This is a genomic window from Pseudomonas sp. PS01299 (assembly GCF_029960145.1).
Lineage (GTDB): Bacteria > Pseudomonadota > Gammaproteobacteria > Pseudomonadales > Pseudomonadaceae > Aquipseudomonas > Aquipseudomonas putida_A.
This window is the reverse complement of the sequence record NZ_JASCPO010000068.1, coordinates 14,408-28,335: the sequence shown is the minus strand read 5'-3', so window position 1 is coordinate 28,335 and position 13,928 is coordinate 14,408. Positions and strand designations below refer to the sequence as shown.

Genomic DNA, 13,928 nt, shown 5'->3' with positions numbered 1-13,928 from the left:
GATTTATCCCCGATGGGGCGCGAAGCGGCCCCTGTTTCTAAAGTCAAAAGAGGGGCCGCTTCGCAGCCCATCGGGGATAAATCCCCTCACCACAAAACTGTGTAAATCCAGGACAGAGTGAAGCCTGAACATACCGGAGCAACGCATTACACGCGGCATATATTTTTTAAGGTCTGAAGCAACAAACTTACTAATTTATCTATCCCGGGCCTTTGCACATGATCGCTTCAACAAGAAATGCGCCGTCCGTGTCGGCGCTTACCGAAGTACGTCCACGTACTCATCCTTGCCTTGGAGTTCGTCATGTCCACCTCTGCAACAACATCCGCCCCGCTCATTGAAAAACACACGATAGGATACGTGCCCCCCGAAGATCGCCACGGAAAGGTCAGGGATCTGTTCACGCTGTGGTTCGGCGGCAACATCGCGCCGTTGCCCATCGTCACCGGCGCGCTGGGCGTGCAGTTGTTCCACTTGAATCTGGTCTGGGGCATCGTCGCGATTCTGGTCGGTCATCTGGTCGGCGGCGTGCTGATGGCGCTGCACTCGGCGCAAGGCCCGCAGATGGGCATTCCACAGATGATCCAGAGCCGCGCACAGTTCGGCTCGCTCGGCGCGCTGCTGGTGGTGCTGATTGCCGGGGTCATGTACATCGGCTTCTTTGCCTCCAACATCGTGCTGGCCGGCAAGTCGCTGCACGGCGTGGTCGACAGCGTGCCGGTGCCGGTCGGCATCGTCATCGGCGCGTTCGGGTCGGGGATCATCGGCATCATCGGCTACCGCTTCATCCACGTGCTCAACCGCATCGGCACCTGGGTACTGGGGATCGGCATCGTCGTCGGTTTCGGTTACATCTTCACCCACATTCAAACCGATGACTTCCTCACCCGCGGCAGCTTCAACCTCTCCGGCTGGCTCGCCACCGTGTCGCTCGCTGCGCTGTGGCAGATCGCGTTTGCGCCGTACGTGTCCGATTATTCGCGTTACCTGCCTGCGGACGTGAAAGTCTCGTCGACGTTCTGGACCACGTATCTGGGTTCGGCGCTGGGTTCGAGTCTGGCGTTCATCTTCGGTGCCGTCGCCGTGCTCGCGACCCCCGTGGGCATGGACACCATGGATGCGGTCAAGCTCGCCACCGGCTCGATTGGCCCGCTGATGCTGGTGCTGTTCCTGTTCAGCGTGATCAGTCACAACGCCCTCAACCTGTACGGCGCGGTGCTGTCGCTGATCACCCTGGTGCAGACCTTCGCCTACCGCTGGATCCCGACCGCCAAGAGCCGTGCAGTGATTTCGATCATCGTGCTGCTGGCCTGCTGCTTCGCTGCCGTCGGCGCGTCGAAGGACTTCATCGGCCACTTCGTCGACATGGTGCTGGTGCTGCTGGTGGTGCTGGTGCCGTGGACGGCGATCAACCTGATCGACTTCTACGCCATTCACAAGGGCCAGTACGACATCCAGTCGATCTTCCAGGTCGACGGTGGCATCTACGGACGTTACAACCCGCAGGCGTTGCTGGCCTATGCGATCGGCATTGCGGTGCAGATCCCGTTCATGAACACCCCGCTGTACGTCGGCCCGGTGTCGGCGCACATCAACGGCGCCGACCTGTCGTGGCTGGTGGGGCTGCTGGTGACCTCGCCGCTGTACTTCTGGCTGGCCAGTCGTGACAGCGCCTATCGGCGGCGGATGATGGGCGGGAAACTGGTGGGCAGTCACTGAGATTGATTCGATGTAAAAAGAAGGCCCGCCATGCGCGGGCCTTCTGCGTTGTGGTGTGGTATTTCTTGATGCCCCGACAGGCACCCACGAGACAGGGAAAACTCATGCTGCGAATTCTGGGCAAGGCGTCATCGATCAACGTGCGCAAAGTGCTGTGGACCTGCGCTGAACTGCAGATCCCGTTCGAGCGTGAGGATTGGGGCTCGGGCTTCAAACCCACCGACACCCCGGAGTTTCTCGCCCTCAACCCCTGCGCCATGGTGCCGGTGGTTCAGGACGGCGATTTCACCCTGTGGGAATCCAATACGATCATTCGTTATCTGGCGGGCAACTATGGCGGCGCAGACCTCTACCCCGCCGAGCCGCGAGTTCGTGCGCGGGTCGATCAGTGGATCGACTGGCAGGCCTCGGAGTTGAACCGGTCGTGGTCGTATGCGTTCATGTCGCTGGCGCGTCAGTCACCAGATCATCAGGACAGCGCCGCGTTGCTCAACGGCATCGAGCAGTGGTCGCAGACCATGGGCATCCTCGATCAACAGTTGCAGAAGACTGGCGCCTACGTCAGTGGCGACCGGTTTTCCCTCGCCGATATCCCCATCGGGCTGTCAGTCAACCGCTGGTTCGAAACGCCGCTCGCGCATCCGGACTATCCCGCCGTCAGCGCGTATTACCAGCGTCTGAGCCAACGCGAAGGCTTTCGCCTGTACGGCAGAAACGGTACGCCGTGACAATCAGATCAACAGATCTTCATAAAACGCGCCGAACGGTCGCTGCGGGTGAGCGATCTGGATTTCCAGAATCCACACCCCGGCATTTGGCGTCTGGTCGAAATCGCCGAGATTGCCGCCGCGATGGATCGCGTGAGGGAAATCGCTGACGCGGTGGCCCTTGATATCGAGATTGAGTTTCCAGCCCATGGCTTCAGCCTGATCGCTGGCATAGCGATAAAGTTCGACACCGTTCACGCCTTGGCGCCACAGTGCCTCGACACGCTTGAACAACTCCTTGGACGCCGCCGCGCAGGCGATCATTTCCGGATCGGAGCCGGTGGTGAAGGTTGCGCCGGCATCGCCTTCGTGCCCCTGCCAGACCACGCCCATGTCAATGAAGAAAATATCGTTGTCACCGAGCACCGGATCGCCTTCGGAACGCTCCTTGAACGCCTTCAGCGTATTGGCGCCGAAGCGAATCAGCAGCGGATGCCAGATGCGGTCCATGCCCAGTTCGGCAAGGATCTGCTTGCCCTGCTCCTGGGCTTCGGACTCACGCATGCCGGGCTTGATCACCCTGGCGATGGCATCAACGGCGTTCCAGGTCAGGCCCTGCGCATGACGCATCGTTTCCAGCACAAACCGCTCACCGACCGCTTCTTTACCGCTCAGGGCTGCACTCATTTGCTTGTTCCTCATGGCTACGCTGTGTAGTTTTTTATATTGCGAAACGCCGATCAAGATACAGCCATGACACAACGTGTCAATTACTCTTCCGCACGCACCACACCGCGCTCCTCCAGCAAACGCACGAACATGCTCAAGCTGCGCGACACCGTGCCCCGGCGCCACACCAGCCAGGTGGTCAGATAGCGAAAGTCCGCCGCCAGCGGCCACACGCTGACCGTCGCGCTGCCAGGCATGCTTTGCAGCATTTTGCGCGGCATCAGCGCCAGCCCGGCGCCGGCACTGACGCAGGCGAGCATGCCGTGGTAGGACTCCATCTCGAAAATCTTGCCCGGCACGGCAGCGTCGGTGCTGAACCATTTTTCGAAGTGATGACGATAGGAGCAGTTGGAGCGGAACGCGTAGATGTTCTCGCCGTTCACATCCGCCGCGCGCCGCACCGGGGGGTGATTGAGCGGCGCGATGATGACCATCTCTTCCTCGAACGCCGGCACACCTTCCAGCGCCGGGTGCAGCACCGGGCCATCGACGAAGGCCGCCGCCAATCGTCCTGAGAGTACGCCGTCGATCATTGTCCCGGACGGGCCGGTCGACAGATCCAGATCGACCTTGGGATGCAACTGGTTGTACGCCGCGAGCAGTTCGGGGATGCGCACGGCGGCGGTACTTTCCAGCGAACCGAGGGGAAATGCGCCCTGCGGTTCTTCACCGGCGACCGTGGCCCGCGCTTCCTGCACCAGATCGAGAATGCGCCGGGCGTACTCGAGAAAACTCCAGCCAGCCGGTGACAGACGCAGACGACTTTTCTCGCGAATGAACAGGTCGACGCCCAAGTCCTGCTCCAACTGCTTGATCCGCGTGGTCAGGTTCGATGGCACGCGATGAATCTGCGCCGCGGCGGCGCTGATGCTGCCGTGCTCGGCAACGGCTTTGAAGATTTCCAGTTGCACCAGATCCACAGTCATTCTCCAATCGTGAAAGAAACGATCTTTATTATTCAGTTTCCAGAAAACAAACGCCACCCTACTCTAGGCCCATCCACTGAACTCGCAGGAGCCAGCCATGAACCAGATTTCCAGCCAGACCCACGCCATCTCGATCAACCCTGCTACCGGCGAGCAGATCGGTCACTACGCCTTTGAATCCGCCGAAGCCCTCGACGCTGCGCTGACCCGCGCCGCGTTCGGTTTCTCGAAATGGAAACGCAAGCCGCTGCAGGATCGTTCCCGCGCCCTGACCGCCCTCGCCGGCGCCCTGCGTGACAGCGCCGAAGCCATGGCGACCATGATCACCCTGGAAATGGGCAAGCCGATCGCCCAAGCCCGTGGCGAAATTGAAAAATGCGCCAAGCTCTGTGAGTGGTACGCCGAAAACGGTCCGGCCATGCTCGACGCCGAACCGACTCAGGTTGAAGGCGGCAAGGCGCGCATCGAGTACCGACCACTCGGCCCGATCCTCGCGGTGATGCCGTGGAACTTCCCGATCTGGCAGGTGCTGCGCGGTGCCGTTCCGGCGCTGATCGCCGGCAACACCTACGTGCTCAAGCACGCGCCGAACGTAATGGGCAGCGCCTACCTGCTGCGCGACGCGTTCAAGCGCGCCGGTTTCGCCGATGGCGTATTTGAAGTGATCAACGTCACCCCGGAAGGCGTTTCCACCGCCATCGCCGACCCGCGCATCGCCGCTGTCACCCTGACCGGCAGCGTGCGCGCCGGCATGGCCATCGGTGCTCAGGCCGGTGCCGCGCTGAAGAAGTGCGTGCTGGAACTGGGTGGTTCCGACCCGTTCATCGTGCTCAATGATGCGGACCTTGATGAGGCCGTGCAGGCTGCCGTCATCGGTCGCTACCAGAACTCCGGCCAGGTCTGCGCCGCGGCCAAGCGCCTGATCATCGAAGAAGGCGTGGTCGAGGAATTCACCCGTAAATTCGTTGAGGCCACGCGCAAATTGAAAGTCGGCGATCCGCTGTCCGCCGACACCTACATCGGCCCGATGGCACGTTTCGACCTGCGTGACGAACTCGACCAGCAAGTGCGCGACACCCTCGAAGAAGGCGCCACCCTGTTGCTCGGCGGCGGCAAGGCGCAAGGCCCGGGCAACTACTACGAGCCAACCGTGCTGGCCGATGTCACCGACCGCATGACCTCGTTCAAACAGGAACTGTTCGGCCCGGTGGCATCGATCATCACTGCCCGCGATTGCGCCCACGCCATCGCCCTGGCCAACGACAGCGACTTCGGCCTGACCGCGACGATCTACACCGCCAACGTGCAACTGGCCCAGCAACTGACCAGCGAACTGGATACCGGTGGCGTGTTCATCAACGGCTACTCCGCCAGCGACCCGCGCGTGACCTTCGGCGGCGTGAAGAAAAGCGGTTTCGGTCGCGAGTTGTCGCACTTCGGCGTGCGCGAGTTCTGCAACGCGCAGACCGTGTGGCTGGATCGTAAATAATCAGGACTCCAACACGCACTGGTGGGAGTGGGCTTGCTCACGAAGGGGCCGGCATGTTCAGCATTGATCGTGACTGACCTGACGCCTTCGCGAGCAAGCCCGCTCCCACACTCGAAAATTCCGCACACACCGCTATAGCAAGTCGGGCGCTGTTTTTTGCGGCTGCGCAACCGCCGGCCCCTTGCTCAACAGCCCAAGCACCACTGCCGCCGAAGCCAGCGTGATCACGGTCAGGATGTGCAGCAGGTACTGAAACGCCGAGGCATAACCTTGCACCAGACGCTCGCTGGCCAGCCCCGGAACCATGTTGAGCGCATGCGCCATGTCGCCCGTGGTAACCCGGTGCGCGGTCTCGGCAATCAACGCCGTGTCGACGCTGTCAGCCACCGCGCTCGACAGATCGGTGTGCAGCAGCGAAGCCAGAATCGCCGCGACACTTGCCAGCGCAATGCCCTCACCCGCCACGCGCACGGTATTGAAGATCCCCGCCGCCATCCCCGCGCGCTCCTTCGGTACAACGCTGACCGACAGACCATCCATCAACCCCCACGGCAAACCGGTGCCAATCCCGATCAACAGCATCGCAATGACCAAGGCGGATTTTGGCTCGCCGACGTTGTACAGGCTCAACCCGTGCAAGCCCACCGCAGCGATCAGAAAACCGATCCCCGACAGGATTCCCGCCGAGACAAACCGGGTCAGCGACGCCGCCAGCATCGGTACCACCAGCATGGGCGCCGACAGCGCCAGCAACAGCAGGCCGGCATCGATTTCGCTCAAGCCTTCCACGCCGATAAAGCGCAATGGCAAGATCACCACCAGCACGATGTAGCAAAAACACGTGCCGATCGGCAGCATCTGCACGCCGATGAAGCGCGGAAAACGCAACAGGGTCAGATCGAGCATCGGATGTTTGACGCGCTTTTCGATCATCACGAACAACCCCAGCAACAATGCCGAAGCACTCAGCAGACCGACCACCAGCGGGCTGCCCCAACCGCTTTCCGGGGCCTGAATCACGCCGAAGGTGAACAGCGCCAGCATCGTGCTGAAGGTGATCGTGCCCGGCCAATCCAGTCCCGTGGCATCCGGATTGCGGCTTTCGCGCATGCGGGGCAGGCCGAAGACCATGGCGATTACGCCGATCAGCGCGGTGAAAACAAAAATCGCCCGCCAGTTGAACGCCTCGATCAATGCGCCGGCCAGCAGCGGCCCGAAAGCCAGACCAATGCCGAATGTGGTACCGAGTACGCTGTATGCACGGGTTCGCGCATGGCCTTCGAATTCCTGCGCCAGCGACGCTGAGCCGCTGGCCAACGCCGCAGCACCGGCCACGCCCTGCACCGCACGCAGCCCGTCCAGCCAGTACACCGACGGTGCCAGGCTTTGCGCGACCGATGCTGCGGTGAACAGCAACATGCCGAAGCTGAACAGGCGTTTACGCCCATAGACGTCAGCCAACGCGCCCGCCGCCATCAGCAAACTGCCGAATGACAACATGAACGCATTGGTGATCCAGGTCAGGGCCACGGGACTTCCGCCCAGATCACGGCCAATGGCGGGCGTCGCCACCGCGCCACCGGTAAAACTCAAGGGCAGTACCAATGCCGACAGGCACACGGCCGCGAGGATCAGCAGCTTGTTACGCGCGCCTGGTTGATGAGAGACCGTTGTCATGCATTCATCCTTTAAAGAAATTGCCAGGCTGCGACTTTAAGGCCGTTAGATTGATGCGATAATGCCAGCAATTTTGCATGACTTTGTGAAAGGCATTCACAGATGAAATCACCCTCAGCGGCAGACCTTTGCGTATTTCTCTGTACGGCGCAGCACTTGAATTTCAGCAAGGCCGCCGTCGAACTCGGGCTCACCCCGTCAGCCCTGAGCCATTCGGTAAAGGCTTTGGAGAATCGCCTCGGTGTGCGTCTGTTCAATCGCACCACCCGCAGCGTGGCGTTGACCGAGGCCGGTGAGCGCTTTTACGCGCGCCTGAAACCGGCGTTCCGCGACATTGACGATGCACTGGAAGACCTCAACCATTTTCGCGACAAACCCACCGGCAACCTGCGTATCACCTGCGGACGCCAGGCGTGCGAACTGGTATTGCTGCCGATTGCCAGCGAGTTCTTGCAGACGTATCCGGACATTCGCATGGAGGTGGTCGAAAGCGAAGCATTGCTCGATATCGTCGCTGGCGGATTTGATGCGGGCGTGCGCTTTGGCGATCGACTGGAGGCCGACATGGTCTCGCTGCCGATTGGCTCGGCGATGCGTTCGGTGGTGGTGGCTTCGCCGGCATTCCTTGAACGCTATCCTGCGCCGCAAAAACCCGAAGATCTGCACGACTTGCCGTGCCTGCGCCACCGCTACCCCAGTGGCGCCCTGTATCGCTGGGAATTCGAACGCGATGGCATTGCCCAGGAAATCGAGGTCAACGGCCCGCTGACCCTGGGCGACGTCAGCTTGATGGTCGGCCCTGCACTGCAAGGCCTGGGATTGGCGTATGTGTTCGATGACATGGTCAGCGAACACCTGGCATCGGGGCGTCTGATTCAGCTGTTGGCCGACTGGTGCCCCTACTATCCGGGCCTGCATCTGTACTACCCGAGCAGGCGCCACGTACCGGCGCCGCTCAAGGCTTTTATCGACTTCGCGCGCGAGCGCAGTGGTCACTAGGGCTTACAGATATTTCAGCCAGGCAATATCGCGGCGCCGCGATTTCAGCGCGGAAAACCAGCGTACCGCCGGGTACAGTGCCAGCGCCAACAGCAGTGACACCAGCCAGATTGCCGGTACCGAGTCGAATCCGAAATGGCTGCCCTGATTCAGTCCGAACAGCGCCAGCGCCATCAGGTACAGCACCTTCAGCACGTACAGATGCAGCAGATAGAAGAACATCGGTGCGGAACCGAAAACCGTCAGCCAGCGAATCCAGCGACGCGTTTGCAGCCGTTCGAACAGCAGCAACAACAGCAATCCGACGCTCACCGTCAGGGTGATGAACAGCAGCGATGGCGGGTACTTGGTGATGTTGAAAAACGCCATCAGCGTTTGCACGGTCGTGTCTTCGACGGCCCAAGGCTTTTCGCCATAAGCGTTGATCACCCGCAGCCCCACAAAGCCCAGCAGACCGGCGACACCGCCCAGCAACAGGCCTTGCTGACGGCCCCTGGAATCAGCCGCGCGGGCGAACCACGGGCCCAGCGCATAACCCAGACCGATCACGCCGATCCACGGCAACAGCGGATACGAAGTGCGCAAGCGCAGACTGTCACCGACCTCGATCCAGCCCCGATCATGCAGGATCGCCCATGGCACATGCAGTGCCGACTCCAGCGCGAAATGCAGCCCGTCCAGCAGGTTATGCCCGGCAATAATCGCCAGACTCAGCGTCAGCAACAGCCAGCGCGGCAACCAGACCAGCAGCGACAACGCGATCATGCTCAAGCCAATCGCCCAGATCACCTGCAGAGAGATCACACTCGGCGGCAACTGAAACGTCCAGGCGAAGTTCACCAAGGTGAATTCCAGCACCACCAGAAACAGCCCACGCTTGAACAGGAAGGCACTGACATCGGCCTTGCCCGCGTACTTCTCGCCAAACAGCCACGCGGACAGTCCGGTCAGCAACACGAACACCGGTGCACACAGATGCGCCAACGTGCGACTGAAAAACAACGCCGGCTCGGTGTTGGCGATGTCCATCGGGTCGGACACCTGACGATGCAACAGGAACGTCTCGCGCACGTGATCCAGCAGCATGAACAGGATCACCAGACCGCGTAACGCATCAATGGACAGCAAACGGCCGGTCGGCGGCGGGTTGGAACGGGTACACACAATCGTCATGGACATTTCGCCATCGAGTCAATGAATCGGGGGCGCATAACTACACGTCCCACCAAAAATTGGCGTTACTCTATAACATTAAAAGTCGATTCCCAAGCCAAACGCCATTTGCCCAATCACGTCAGGCTTCTATAGTGATCAGGCGCCCCCCTGCGCTTTGCGCCTGCTGTCGAGCGTTGCCCATGACCTCAACCGAACACCTGATCATCTGCGAGCATTGCGACTGCGTGTACGAAAAGGTCGTGCTCGGCAAACACCAGAAAACCCTCTGCGTGCGGTGCGGCGGCGTGCTGCAGCGCTACAACGGCTTGACCGTCGAGCAGCGGCTGGCCCTGAGTTTCACTGCGGCGATGCTGTGGCTGTTCGCCAATTTCTATCCGGTGATGAGCATCAGCATGAAGGGCCTGAAGAACAGCGCGACGCTGTGGGATTCGGTACTGGCGCTGAGTCAGGGGCCGATCACCTTCATGGCGATGGTCGCGGCGATTTCGATCATCATCGCCCCGGCGTTTCAACTGGTGCTGTTGATCTGGGTGCTGAGTTTCGCCTTGTCATCGCGCCGGGCACCGGGCTTCAAGCTGTGCATGCGCTGGCTGGAAACCCTGCGTCCGTGGAGCATGCTCGAGGTGTGTCTGCTGGGGGCGATGGTGGCGGTGTTCAAACTGGCCGGGCTGCTCGATGTGCTGCCGGGCATCGGTCTGTTCGCTTTGGCGGTGCTGAGCCTGATGATGATCCGCATTGCCGGCCGCGACATTCGTGATCTGTGGGACATTCTATGAAGCGACCCGCGACCGCCAGCGAACTGAATCTGTGCCTGTGCCACAGCTGTGGGCTGGCCTGTGACATGACCGACGAGCCGCACGAGTGCCCGCGCTGCGATGCGCCGCTGCATCGGCGCAAGACCAACTCCCTGACGCGCACCTGGGCCTATCTGTTCGCCGCGCTGGCGTTTTACGTGCCGGCCAATCTGCTGCCGGTGATGAACACGGTGATGCTCGGCAACGGCGCCGACAGCACGATCATGAGCGGCGTGCTGGAGTTCTGGGAGGGCGGCGCGTGGGACATCGCACTGATCATTTTCATCGCCAGCATCGCGGTGCCGGGGATCAAATTCGTCGCCCTGTCGCTGCTGCTGATCAGCGTGCAACGGGGCAGCGACTGGGCGCGCCGTGAGCGTTCGAAGCTGTACCGTTTCGTCGAGCTGATCGGCTACTGGTCGATGCTCGACGTGCTGGTGGTCGCACTGGTCGCGGCGCTGGTGAAGTTCCAGGCGCTGGGCGATATCGAACCACGCCCGGGCATCCTGTTTTTCGGCATGGTGGTGGTGTTCACCATGCTCTCGGCGATGAGTTTCGACCCACGGCTGATCTGGGACAATGCCCCGGACGACGAACCGCTCAGCGACGCACCACCTCAAGCAGCACCTGCAACGGATGGCGCAGCGCCCGATCCGACTGGCGCTTGACCTGACTGCGGCAGGAATAACCGGTGGCCAGTGCTTCGCCCTGCTCCGCCGGCGCCTCAACCTGCCGCGCCCACGATTGCTCGTAGATCACCGCCGAGGTTTCGCGGTTGCGCGCTTCATGGCCGTAGGTGCCGGACATGCCGCAGCAGCCGGTGGCCTGCGTCGCCAGTTTCAATCCGGCTCGCTCGAACACTTGTTCCCACTGGCGAGTGGCGGCCGGCGCGTTGGTTTTCTCGGTGCAGTGTGCCAGCAGACGGAATGACCGGGCCGCATCGGCAGTAGCCTGCTCCGGCATCACCTTGAGCAGCCATTCCTGCACCAGCGCGACTTCCGGGCAGTGGTCCATGCCGGGCACTTTCAGGTATTCCTGGCGATAGACCAGCGTCATCGCCGGATCCAGCCCCAGCAGCGGCACGCCAACGTCCGCCAGCTCGCGCAGTTGCTGCGCATTGCGCAACGCCGCGCGGTTGAACGCTGACAGGAAACCCTGCACATGCAGCGGCTTGCCATTGGCACTGAACGGTGCCAGATACACCTGATAGCCAAGTCGTGAAATCAACTCCAGCAGATCCGCCAGCAGCGGCGCCTCGAAGTAACGAGTGAAGGCGTCTTGCACCAGCACCACACTGCGCTCGCGCTGGGCCGGGGTCAGCGCCGACAGCGTGGAAACCGTCGCCGCCTGCACCTTCCAGCGGCGCAGCGCAGCGTGGAAATCAAAGCGACTGAGCAACGGCACATCGACCATGCCGCCAAGACGCTCCAACTGTTTGCGCACAAAGGTTGCGCCCATCAAACCGTTGTACAGCGCCGGAATCCGCGCCATGTACGGAATGCTGTACTCCAGCGAAGCAATCAGATAATCCCGCGCCGGGCGCAGATAACGGCTGTGATACAGCTCAAGGAAACGCGAACGGAATTCCGGCACGTTGACCTTGACCGGGCACTGTCCCGCGCAGGATTTGCACGCCAGGCAACCGGCCATGGCGTCATACACCTCATGGGAAAAGTCTGCATCCTGCGCGCGGCTGTTGCGCCAGCGTGTCCACAGGTTGCGGAAAAATGCCGGACGACGGATCGCATCGGACAGCACATCAACCCCCGCCTCACCCTGCAAACGCAGCCATTCGCGGATCAGCGATGCGCGACCCTTGGGCGATTGCGCACGCTCGCGGGTGGCTTTCCACGATGGGCACATGGCGTCGTCGGGATCGAAGTTGTAGCAGGCGCCGTTGCCGTTGCAATGCATGGCTGCGCCGTAGCTCTGCCAGACCTTTTCGTCGATTTGCCGGTCGAGTTCGCCGCGCAGGGTCACTTCGTCGATTTTCAGCAACGCCGCACCGGTATTGGCCGGGGTGGCGATCTTGCCCGGGTTGAACTGATTGAACGGGTCAAACGCAGCTTTCAGTGCCTGCAACGCCGGATACAGCTCACCGAAAAATGCCGGCGCGTATTCCGAGCGCAGGCCTTTGCCGTGCTCGCCCCACAACAGGCCGCCGTAACGCTGGGTCAGCGCCGCGACGCCGTCGGACACCGGGCGCACCAGCGCCGCTTGCTGCGGATCCTTCATGTCGAGAATCGGACGTACGTGCAGCACCCCGGCATCAACGTGGCCGAACATGCCGTACTGCAAACCGTGGCTGTCGAGCAGTTCGCGCAGTTCGGCGATGTACTCGGCCAGGTGCTGCGGCGGCACTGCGGTGTCTTCGACAAACGGCTGCGGCCGCGCTTCGCCGGCAACGTTACCGAGAAGGCCGACCGCGCGTTTGCGCATGCCATAAACCTTGTTCACTGCCGCTTGGCCGACCGCCAGGGTATGGCCGAGGCGTTCGACGGTGGTGTCGCTGCTCAAGTGTTCGAGGAAGGCTTCGACCCGGCGCTGCAAATCCTCGGGATCGTCACCGCAGAACTCCACCAGGTTGATCCCCAGTGTCGGGCGCTCGGCGCTTTCCGGGAAGTATTCGGCGACGCCGTGCCAGACGATGTCCTGCATCGCCAGCAACAACACCTTGGAATCCACGGTTTCAATCGACAGCGGCTTGAGCGCCATCAGCGCCCGGGCATCGCGCAACGCATCCATGAACCCGGCGTAGCGAATGTTCACCAGCATCGTGTGTTTGGGGATCGGCAGTACGTTGAGCTTCGCCTCCACCACAAACCCCAGCGAGCCTTCGGCGCCGCACAGCACGCTGTTGAGGTTGAAGCGGTTGTCGGCCTCGCGCAGATGCGCCAGGTCGTAGCCGGTCAGGCAGCGGTTGAGGTCAGGGAACCGTTGTTTGATCAACTCGCCCTGCTCATCAATGATCTGCCGCGCACAGCGATAAACTTCACCCACCCGATCTTCACGGGCGCACAGCGCTGTCAGTTCGTCTTCCGCAAGCGCTGCGCCGTGCAGGCGTTCACCGCCGCGCAGGACCATGTCGAGTTCCAGCACATGGTCGCGGGTCTTGCCGTAGGTGCAACTGCCCTGGCCGCTGGCGTCGGTGTTGATCATGCCGCCGACGGTGGCGCGGTTGGAGGTCGACAGCTCCGGGGCGAAAAACAGCCCGGCTGATTTCAGCGCGGCGTTGAGCTGATCCTTGACCACCCCGGCCTGCACCCGCACCCAGCGCTGCTCGACGTTGATTTCCAGAATACGGTTCATGTGCCGCGACAGGTCGACGACGATGCCATCGGTCAGCGACTGGCCGTTGGTGCCGGTGCCACCGCCACGCGGAGTGATCACCACTTGCTGATAAGCCGGCTCGGCGATCAGCCGTGCGACCCGCGCCACATCCTCCGCATCCATCGGAAACACCGCCGCTTGCGGCAGGCGCTGGTAGATCGAGTTGTCGGTGGCGAGCACCACGCGACTGGCGTAATCGGCACTGATCTCGCCACGAAAACCACTGGCTTTCAGGGCGCTGAGGAACAGTTGGTAATCAGTAGTCAATGCAGCGGCGGGTGACAGCTGGGCAATCATCGGTGAGGAAATCTCGGTCAAAATCGGGCCGTGTGGCGGTGAACAGTTGTGCGCAATGAATGATTGCGTCACGCTCCCGCCATCT

The 13,928-nt window shown here is 61.6% G+C and carries 11 protein-coding genes; 6 read left to right on the top strand and 5 right to left on the bottom strand.

Annotated elements, in window-relative coordinates:
- The first annotated feature begins 303 nt into the window (after positions 1-303).
- Together QMX91_RS14435 and QMX91_RS14430 are read left to right on the top strand one after the other, a co-directional pair.
- Positions 304-1,719 (top strand): cytosine permease, encoded by a 1,416-nt coding sequence (locus QMX91_RS14435; RefSeq protein WP_282412941.1) that lies wholly within the window; start codon positions 304-306, stop codon positions 1,717-1,719.
- Between the two features lie 104 nt (positions 1,720-1,823).
- Positions 1,824-2,447, top strand: a complete 624-nt coding sequence (locus QMX91_RS14430) for a glutathione S-transferase (RefSeq protein WP_282412940.1) — start codon at positions 1,824-1,826, stop codon at positions 2,445-2,447.
- A 3-nt stretch (positions 2,448-2,450) separates the two neighbouring features.
- Here QMX91_RS14430 and QMX91_RS14425 read toward each other — a convergent pair whose 3' ends face one another.
- Together QMX91_RS14425 and QMX91_RS14420 are read right to left on the bottom strand one after the other, a co-directional pair.
- Complete coding sequence (locus QMX91_RS14425; RefSeq protein ID WP_282412939.1) at positions 2,451-3,113, bottom strand: M24 family metallopeptidase; 663 nt, start codon at positions 3,111-3,113, stop codon at positions 2,451-2,453.
- Between the two features lie 83 nt (positions 3,114-3,196).
- Positions 3,197-4,075 carry a LysR family transcriptional regulator gene (locus QMX91_RS14420; protein WP_097090372.1) on the bottom strand — a complete coding sequence of 293 codons (879 nt, stop codon included), beginning with the start codon at positions 4,073-4,075 and terminating at the stop codon, positions 3,197-3,199.
- 103 nt (positions 4,076-4,178) lie between these two features.
- Here QMX91_RS14420 and QMX91_RS14415 point away from each other — a divergent pair, with 103 nt between their 5' ends.
- A complete protein-coding gene (locus QMX91_RS14415; protein ID WP_282412938.1) occupies positions 4,179-5,570 on the top strand; it encodes an aldehyde dehydrogenase family protein in 1,392 nt (463 codons plus the stop codon).
- A 132-nt stretch (positions 5,571-5,702) separates the two neighbouring features.
- Here the strand turns inward: QMX91_RS14415 and QMX91_RS14410 are convergent, their stop codons facing one another.
- Positions 5,703-7,247, bottom strand: coding sequence for an MFS transporter (locus QMX91_RS14410; protein WP_282412937.1), 1,545 nt, complete (start codon positions 7,245-7,247; stop codon positions 5,703-5,705).
- A 102-nt stretch (positions 7,248-7,349) separates the two neighbouring features.
- Between QMX91_RS14410 and QMX91_RS14405 the strand changes: the two genes are divergently transcribed.
- Positions 7,350-8,246, top strand: coding sequence for a LysR family transcriptional regulator (locus tag QMX91_RS14405; protein WP_135296049.1), 897 nt, complete (start codon positions 7,350-7,352; stop codon positions 8,244-8,246).
- Between the two features lie 3 nt (positions 8,247-8,249).
- Here the strand turns inward: QMX91_RS14405 and QMX91_RS14400 are convergent, their stop codons facing one another.
- Positions 8,250-9,419 (bottom strand): DUF1624 domain-containing protein, encoded by a 1,170-nt coding sequence (locus QMX91_RS14400; RefSeq protein ID WP_282412936.1) that lies wholly within the window; start codon positions 9,417-9,419, stop codon positions 8,250-8,252.
- Positions 9,420-9,601: 182 nt separating this feature from the next.
- On the opposite strand from QMX91_RS14400, the gene QMX91_RS14395 reads away from it, so the two are divergent.
- Both QMX91_RS14395 and QMX91_RS14390 read left to right on the top strand, forming a co-directional pair.
- Positions 9,602-10,198 carry a paraquat-inducible protein A gene (locus tag QMX91_RS14395; RefSeq protein ID WP_003225887.1) on the top strand — a complete coding sequence of 199 codons (597 nt, stop codon included), beginning with the start codon at positions 9,602-9,604 and terminating at the stop codon, positions 10,196-10,198.
- Entirely contained in the window at positions 10,195-10,884 is a 690-nt protein-coding gene (locus QMX91_RS14390) for a paraquat-inducible protein A (RefSeq protein ID WP_282412935.1), read from the top strand. The genes QMX91_RS14395 and QMX91_RS14390 overlap by 4 nt, the downstream gene beginning before the upstream one ends.
- On the opposite strand, the gene QMX91_RS14385 is transcribed toward QMX91_RS14390, so the two are convergent.
- Entirely contained in the window at positions 10,817-13,843 is a 3,027-nt protein-coding gene (locus QMX91_RS14385) for an FAD-binding and (Fe-S)-binding domain-containing protein (protein WP_282412942.1), read from the bottom strand. The genes QMX91_RS14390 and QMX91_RS14385 overlap by 68 nt on opposite strands.
- Positions 13,844-13,928: the final 85 nt, after the last annotated feature.

What these genes read in the sequence shown, in the direction of transcription:
- QMX91_RS14435 (WP_282412941.1), top strand. Translation starts at nt 304, where the DNA reads ATGTCCACCTCTGCAACAACATCCGCCCCGCTCATTGAAAAACACACG.
- QMX91_RS14430 (WP_282412940.1), top strand. Translation starts at nt 1,824, where the DNA reads ATGCTGCGAATTCTGGGCAAGGCGTCATCGATCAACGTGCGCAAAGTG.
- QMX91_RS14425 (WP_282412939.1), bottom strand. Translation starts at nt 3,113, where the DNA reads ATGAGTGCAGCCCTGAGCGGTAAAGAAGCGGTCGGTGAGCGGTTTGTG.
- QMX91_RS14415 (WP_282412938.1), top strand. Translation starts at nt 4,179, where the DNA reads ATGAACCAGATTTCCAGCCAGACCCACGCCATCTCGATCAACCCTGCT.
- QMX91_RS14410 (WP_282412937.1), bottom strand. Translation starts at nt 7,247, where the DNA reads ATGACAACGGTCTCTCATCAACCAGGCGCGCGTAACAAGCTGCTGATC.
- QMX91_RS14405 (WP_135296049.1), top strand. Translation starts at nt 7,350, where the DNA reads ATGAAATCACCCTCAGCGGCAGACCTTTGCGTATTTCTCTGTACGGCG.
- QMX91_RS14400 (WP_282412936.1), bottom strand. Translation starts at nt 9,419, where the DNA reads ATGACGATTGTGTGTACCCGTTCCAACCCGCCGCCGACCGGCCGTTTG.
- QMX91_RS14395 (WP_003225887.1), top strand. Translation starts at nt 9,602, where the DNA reads ATGACCTCAACCGAACACCTGATCATCTGCGAGCATTGCGACTGCGTG.
- QMX91_RS14390 (WP_282412935.1), top strand. Translation starts at nt 10,195, where the DNA reads ATGAAGCGACCCGCGACCGCCAGCGAACTGAATCTGTGCCTGTGCCAC.
- QMX91_RS14385 (WP_282412942.1), bottom strand. Translation starts at nt 13,843, where the DNA reads ATGATTGCCCAGCTGTCACCCGCCGCTGCATTGACTACTGATTACCAA.